This is a genomic window from Bacillus sp. JJ1503 (assembly GCF_036965125.1).
Taxonomy (GTDB): domain Bacteria; phylum Bacillota; class Bacilli; order Bacillales; family Cytobacillaceae; genus Cytobacillus.
This window is the reverse complement of record NZ_JBALOZ010000264.1, coordinates 1-5799: the sequence shown is the minus strand read 5'-3', so window position 1 is coordinate 5799 and position 5799 is coordinate 1. Positions and strand designations below refer to the sequence as shown.

The following is a 5799-nucleotide window of genomic DNA, read 5'->3' as shown; positions in this document are numbered from 1 at the left end:
TTGTTCCGAAGGCGCTTGCGCTTTTCTATTAGGAGTGGAATTTTATGTCAGGAAGAGATTTATCCGTATTAGTAGCCGTCATTTTAATTGTAGCTATGCTTATTATCCCTTTTCCAACGTGGCTTCTAAGTATACTAATCTTAATTAATATTACATTGGCACTCATAGTCTTACTGACGACAATGAATATGAGTGAGCCGCTTCAATTTTCGATATTTCCATCATTATTGTTATTATTGACACTTTTCCGATTAGGATTAAATGTATCTACTACACGTTCGATCCTTTCAACAGGTGATGCAGGCGGAGTTGTCCATACTTTTGGTACGTTCGTTGTCGGTGGGAATCTTGTTGTCGGACTAGTTGTATTTTTAATTTTGGTCATTATTCAATTTATCGTTATTACAAAAGGAGCTGAGCGTGTTTCTGAGGTCGCTGCAAGATTTACCCTTGATGCGATGCCAGGGAAACAGATGAGTATTGATGCCGATTTAAATGCTGGTATGATTTCAGAGCAGGAAGCCCGTGCACGCCGTGAAAAGGTAAGTAGAGAAGCGGATTTTTATGGTTCAATGGATGGTGCAAGTAAATTCGTTAAAGGGGATGCAATTGCAGGAATCATTATCGTCTTAATCAACCTGATTTTTGGGATTGTGATCGGTGTAATGCAGCTAGGACTGTCGGTAGCTGATTCTGCCTCAAAATTTTCACTATTAACGGTAGGGGATGGCCTGGTTAGCCAAATTCCTGCACTTCTTATTTCGACTGCAACAGGTATTGTTGTTACAAGAGCAGCTTCGGATGGAAATCTTGGTAAAGATATTACAACTCAATTATTTGCATTTCCAAAAATGCTATATGTTACTGCGGGAACGATATTTTTATTAGGGCTGTTTACTCCAATTAGTGATTTGCTAACGATTCCAATTGCGGCGCTTCTTTGTTTTGGGGGATATATGATAAACCGTACACCTGAGCAAGGAAAGGGACAGCTGCTGGAAATCGATGAAGAACAAGAAGCCGGTGAAATGAAAAGTCCGGAAAGCGTTGTTAGNNGGATATGGGCTTATTCCGTTAGCCGATGCCAACCAAGGCGGAGATCTCCTTGATCGGATCGTTATGATAAGAAGGCAGCTAGCGATTGAATTAGGTTTAGTTATTCCAGTAGTACGAATACGAGATAATATTCAGCTGCAGCCCAATGAATATAGACTAAAAATCAAGGGAAATGAAATGGCTAGGGGCGAGCTGCTGCTTGATCATTATTTAGCGATGAGCCCTGGTATTGATGATGATTCAATTGAAGGCATTGATACGATTGAACCTTCCTTTGGACTGCCAGCTAAATGGATTACAGAGGATATGAAGGAACAGGCAGAAATATTTGGTTATACAGTAGTGGATCCTCCTTCTGTCGTTTCAACTCATATTACAGAAGTGATTAAGGGAAATGCGCATGAACTAATCGGACGACAAGAAACGAAACAATTGATAGATCACCTTAATGAGAGCTATCCAATTCTTGTTGAGGAAGTTACACCAAACCCACTATCAGTTGGAGAAGTGCAGAAAGTACTGGCAAAGCTGTTAAAAGAAAATGTATCCATTCGAAACTTGCCAATCATCTTCGAGACACTAGCTGATTTTGGAAAAGTAACTAGCGACACTGAATTACTTACAGAATATGTACGGCAAGCATTAGCAAGGCAAATCACAAATCAATTTTCTCAAGGATCTGAATCACTGAAAGTGGTAACACTTTCCGGGAAAGTGGAGAAACTAATTGCTGAAGGGATCCAACAAACGGAACATGGCAATTATTTATCGATGGATCCGACTGTTTCCCAATCCGTCTTAGAATCAATCGCTTCACAGGTAGAGCAATTGTCTTTAATGGAACAAACACCGATTGTATTATGTTCACCTGCAGTAAGAATGTATGTACGTCAATTAACAGAAAGATATTTCCCGCAAATTCCAATTCTTTCGTACAACGAACTTGAAGCAAATGTAGAAGTACAGAGTGTAGGGGTGGTGAATTTAGATTGAAGGTAAAAAAATTTATTGCTCCTTCCATGTCTGAAGCCATGAAGCATATCCGAGCAGAGCTTGGGAGTGATGCAGTTATTTTAAATTCGAGAGAGGTTCATTCTGGCGGTTTTCTAGGGCTTTTCAAAAAACGTAATATCGAAGTAATTGCAGCTACTGATCAACTGGGAGGTTCCCAACCGAAATCAATCACAAAAACAAAGTCTTCGGCCACTCCGGATTCGAATCGGAATTTTCAGATAGAGAACGTAATGAAAAATAATATTAATAGTGAAAATAATAAGCCTTCTGATGACATAATGAAAGAAATCAATGAATTAAAGTCACAGCTAAAGGCAATGTCTGTTTCGAATTCGGAATTAGGACCTGTCTACCCTGAACACTTAAAGCTGATGCAGAAATTATTAAAGGAACAGGACATTCATGAATCCATTCAGAACAAAATACTAACGTTACTTCTTGAAAAATGGTATGTAAATGGGGCAAATGCATCGATTAATGAGGTATATTCCTGGCTAGAAAGGTACATGGCTGACCAGCTTACTGAAATACCATTTGGAGGAATTTCCTTTAAGAAAAAGTATATTAATGTAGTCGGACCTACAGGTGTCGGAAAAACAACCACTCTGGCCAAGATTGCAGCTGAATGTGTGATAAATCATAAAAAGACAGTTGCCTTTATCACTACAGATACGTATCGTATTGCAGCGATTGACCAATTAAAAACATATGCAAAAATTTTAAATGTGCCAATGGAAGTTTGCTATACAATTGATGATTTTAAAAAGGCAGCAAATCAGTTCAATGATTATGATCTTGTTCTAATTGATACAGCAGGCAGAAATTTTAGAAACAAGCAGTATGTAGAAGATTTAAAACAGGTAATTGATTTTGATCATGACATGGAAACCTACCTAGTTCTCTCCCTTACTTCAAAACAAAGGGATATGGAAGATATATATAAACAGTTCTCTATTATAGAAATTGATAAATTTATTTTTACAAAAGCGGATGAAACCTCTAGCTACGGAGCGATGTATAATTTGATCACAAAATACAACAAGGGTGTTGCCTATATGACAAATGGTCAAAATGTTCCAGACGATATGATTGAAGTAAAACCAAGTACAATAGCAAAAACCATTATTGGGGTCGAATAAAATGAAAGACCAGGCAGAAGAATTACGATTACGATTAAGAGCAAATAAATTAAGGAAAAATCCTAGAACGTTAGCGGTTGTAAGCGGTAAGGGAGGAGTAGGTAAATCTAACTTTTCTCTCAACTTTGCAATATCCTTAACGAAGAAGGGATTCGCCGTACTACTTTTCGATATGGATTTAGGCATGGGTAATCTCGATATATTGATGGGAACGTCATCAGAGTATTCAATCGTTGATTATTTTGAAGGGCGAGTTTCATTAAAGCAAGCGATAATGCATGGTCCTGAGGGGCTAAAATATATTGCAGGTGGTTCTGGACTTTCCCACATCGTACATTTAGATGAAAACAGGGTAGAACATTTTACACAAGAGCTCACTGTTTTATTTGGTGAATATGACTATGTCATTTTTGATATGGGTGCTGGTATTACAAATGAATCAATTAAATTTATCCTTTCAGCTCAAGAGATTGTGTGTATCACAACCTCAGAACCTACAGCGATTACAGATGCCTATTCGATGCTGAAACACATTCATTTAGTTGATTCTTCAATCCCCTACTATATTGTCATTAATCGAGTCGAGAGTGAAAAGGAAGGGCAAATTACCTATAACCGTATTTCTAAAGTATTGCAGAATTTTCTTGGGAGGGAATCCTTCTATCTTGGAATGCTCCCGGATGACCGAGCGATCCAGCAAGCTGTTAGAAGGCAAACCCCTTTTATTCTAAATAATGAAAAGTCTCCAGCTTCAAAGTCAATTATTGAAATTGCTGAACGGTATAAAGACAGGCATTTTCAAGACAAACAGTCAGTAAATGGCTTTCCATTTATAACAAAACTAAAGCGATTTCTCTTCGAAAGGTAGGCGTCCTCATTGAGAAAAATTAATGTACTAGTTGTAGATGATTCGGCCTTTATGAGGAAGCTAATTTCTGATTTTCTTAAAGCAGACCCCCGAATAGAAGTAATTGGAACGGCGAGAAATGGTGAAGATGGACTAAAAAAGGTAAGAGAATTGAATCCAGATGTTGTCACACTGGATGTTGAAATGCCCTTATTAAATGGACTGGATGCTCTTAAACAAATTATGATTGAACATCCAGTTCCAGTTATTATGCTTTCTAGTACGACAAAAGAAGGTGCAGAAAACACGTTAACAGCTATACAAAATGGCGCTTTTGATTTTATTGCTAAGCCTTCAGGTGCGATATCTCTCGATTTACATAAAATTAAAGAAGAATTAGTTCAAAAAGTCATCTTAGCAAGCAAAGTAAGCAGGAAACATTTGATAAATTTAGCATCTAATAGAAATTTATCTATAAAACATGAAGAAAGATATAGTAAAATAGAACTAAGTGAAACCAGTAATAATATTAGGAATACCTATACAAAAAAAATAATTTGTATTGGAACATCTACAGGTGGCCCGAGAGCTCTGCAAAAGGTCTTAACCAGAATTCCGTCTACTATTGATGCTGGCATCCTTATCGTTCAGCACATGCCCGCTGGATTTACGAAATCATTAGCAAACAGATTGGATTCACTTTGTGGAATATCTGTAAAAGAAGCAATCGATGGTGAAATTGTTCAAAAGGGAACTGCCTATATAGCTCCGGGCGGTTTTCATCTAAAAGTAAAGCAATCGGGCAATAATTTGCTTACATGCTTGGAAAAATCAGATTTAAGAAATGGCCACAGACCTGCAGTGGATGTCCTCTTTGAATCAGTAAGCGAAATTAAGGATTACAAGAAGGTAGCTGTCATCATGACTGGAATGGGGTCAGATGGATCACATGGACTTATTACTCTTAAAAATTCCGGTAAAGTAACTGCCATCGCTGAATCACAAGAAACGTCAATCGTTTTTGGAATGCCAAAAGCTGCTATTGCTACAAGATTAATAGATGAAATTCAAGATGTGGATAAAATTGCAGATTCAATTTTGAAATATGTTTAATGCGGAGGGCTGAGGGCTCATGGATATGAACCAATATTTAGAAGTCTTTATTGAGGAAAGTAAAGAGCATTTGCAGGCTTGTAATGAACAGCTGCTAGAGCTTGAAAAGAACCCAGAGAATATTTCGATTGTTAATGAAATTTTCCGCTCGGCACATACGTTAAAGGGAATGTCAGCAACGATGGGATATGAAGACTTGGCAAAATTAACCCATCAAATGGAAAATGTTCTCGACGCCATTCGAAATCATAAGCTTACATTTAATCCTGAGATACTTGATGTCATTTTCCTTGCTGTTGATGACCTTGAAGCAATGGTCCAATCAATTGCAGAAGGCGGAGACGGAAAAAGAGACGTAGCAGAAGTAGTAGAAAAATTATTAATGATAGAAAAGGGAGAAAGCGTAACCCAAATAGCAAAATCCGAGGTGGCAGCTGCTGTTGCAGAGCATAAACCAACAGTTAAAAGTGTTTATGATGAGTTTGAACTGACTGTTATGCAGCAATCAAAGGAACAGGGCTTTGAAACTTTTGAAGTAACGGTTTCATTGAGAGAAGATTGTTTACTGAAAGCAGCAAGAGTGTTTATGGTTTTTGAAATTCTTGAAAAAATCGGTGAAGTGATTAAGGC

The 5799-nt window shown here is 37.6% G+C and carries 4 protein-coding genes and 1 pseudogene; all 5 read left to right on the top strand.

Going from position 1 to position 5799, the window contains the following annotated elements:
- Window positions 1-44: 44 nt before the first annotated feature.
- Window positions 45-2049, top strand: a pseudogene (flhA, locus tag V7149_RS19390) (flagellar biosynthesis protein FlhA).
- Complete coding sequence (gene flhF, locus V7149_RS19385; protein WP_335347238.1) at window positions 2046-3209, top strand: flagellar biosynthesis protein FlhF; 1164 nt, start codon at window positions 2046-2048, stop codon at window positions 3207-3209. The pseudogene flhA and the gene flhF overlap by 4 nt, the downstream one beginning before the upstream one ends.
- Before the next feature lies 1 nt (window position 3210).
- The gene (locus V7149_RS19380; RefSeq protein WP_335347237.1) at window positions 3211-4077 is read left to right on the top strand and encodes a MinD/ParA family protein; all 867 of its coding nucleotides are present in this window, start codon (window positions 3211-3213) and stop codon (window positions 4075-4077) included.
- A gap of 9 nt (window positions 4078-4086) precedes the next feature.
- Complete coding sequence (locus V7149_RS19375) at window positions 4087-5169, top strand: protein-glutamate methylesterase/protein-glutamine glutaminase (RefSeq protein ID WP_335347236.1); 1083 nt, start codon at window positions 4087-4089, stop codon at window positions 5167-5169.
- Between the two features lie 19 nt (window positions 5170-5188).
- Window positions 5189-5799: Hpt domain-containing protein (locus tag V7149_RS19370; RefSeq protein ID WP_335347235.1), on the top strand; the 611-nt coding region annotated here is incomplete at its 3' end.

Excerpts from the sequence above, each read along its gene's own strand:
- V7149_RS19380 (WP_335347237.1), top strand. The coding sequence starts at position 3,211 with ATGAAAGACCAGGCAGAAGAATTACGATTACGATTAAGAGCAAATAAA.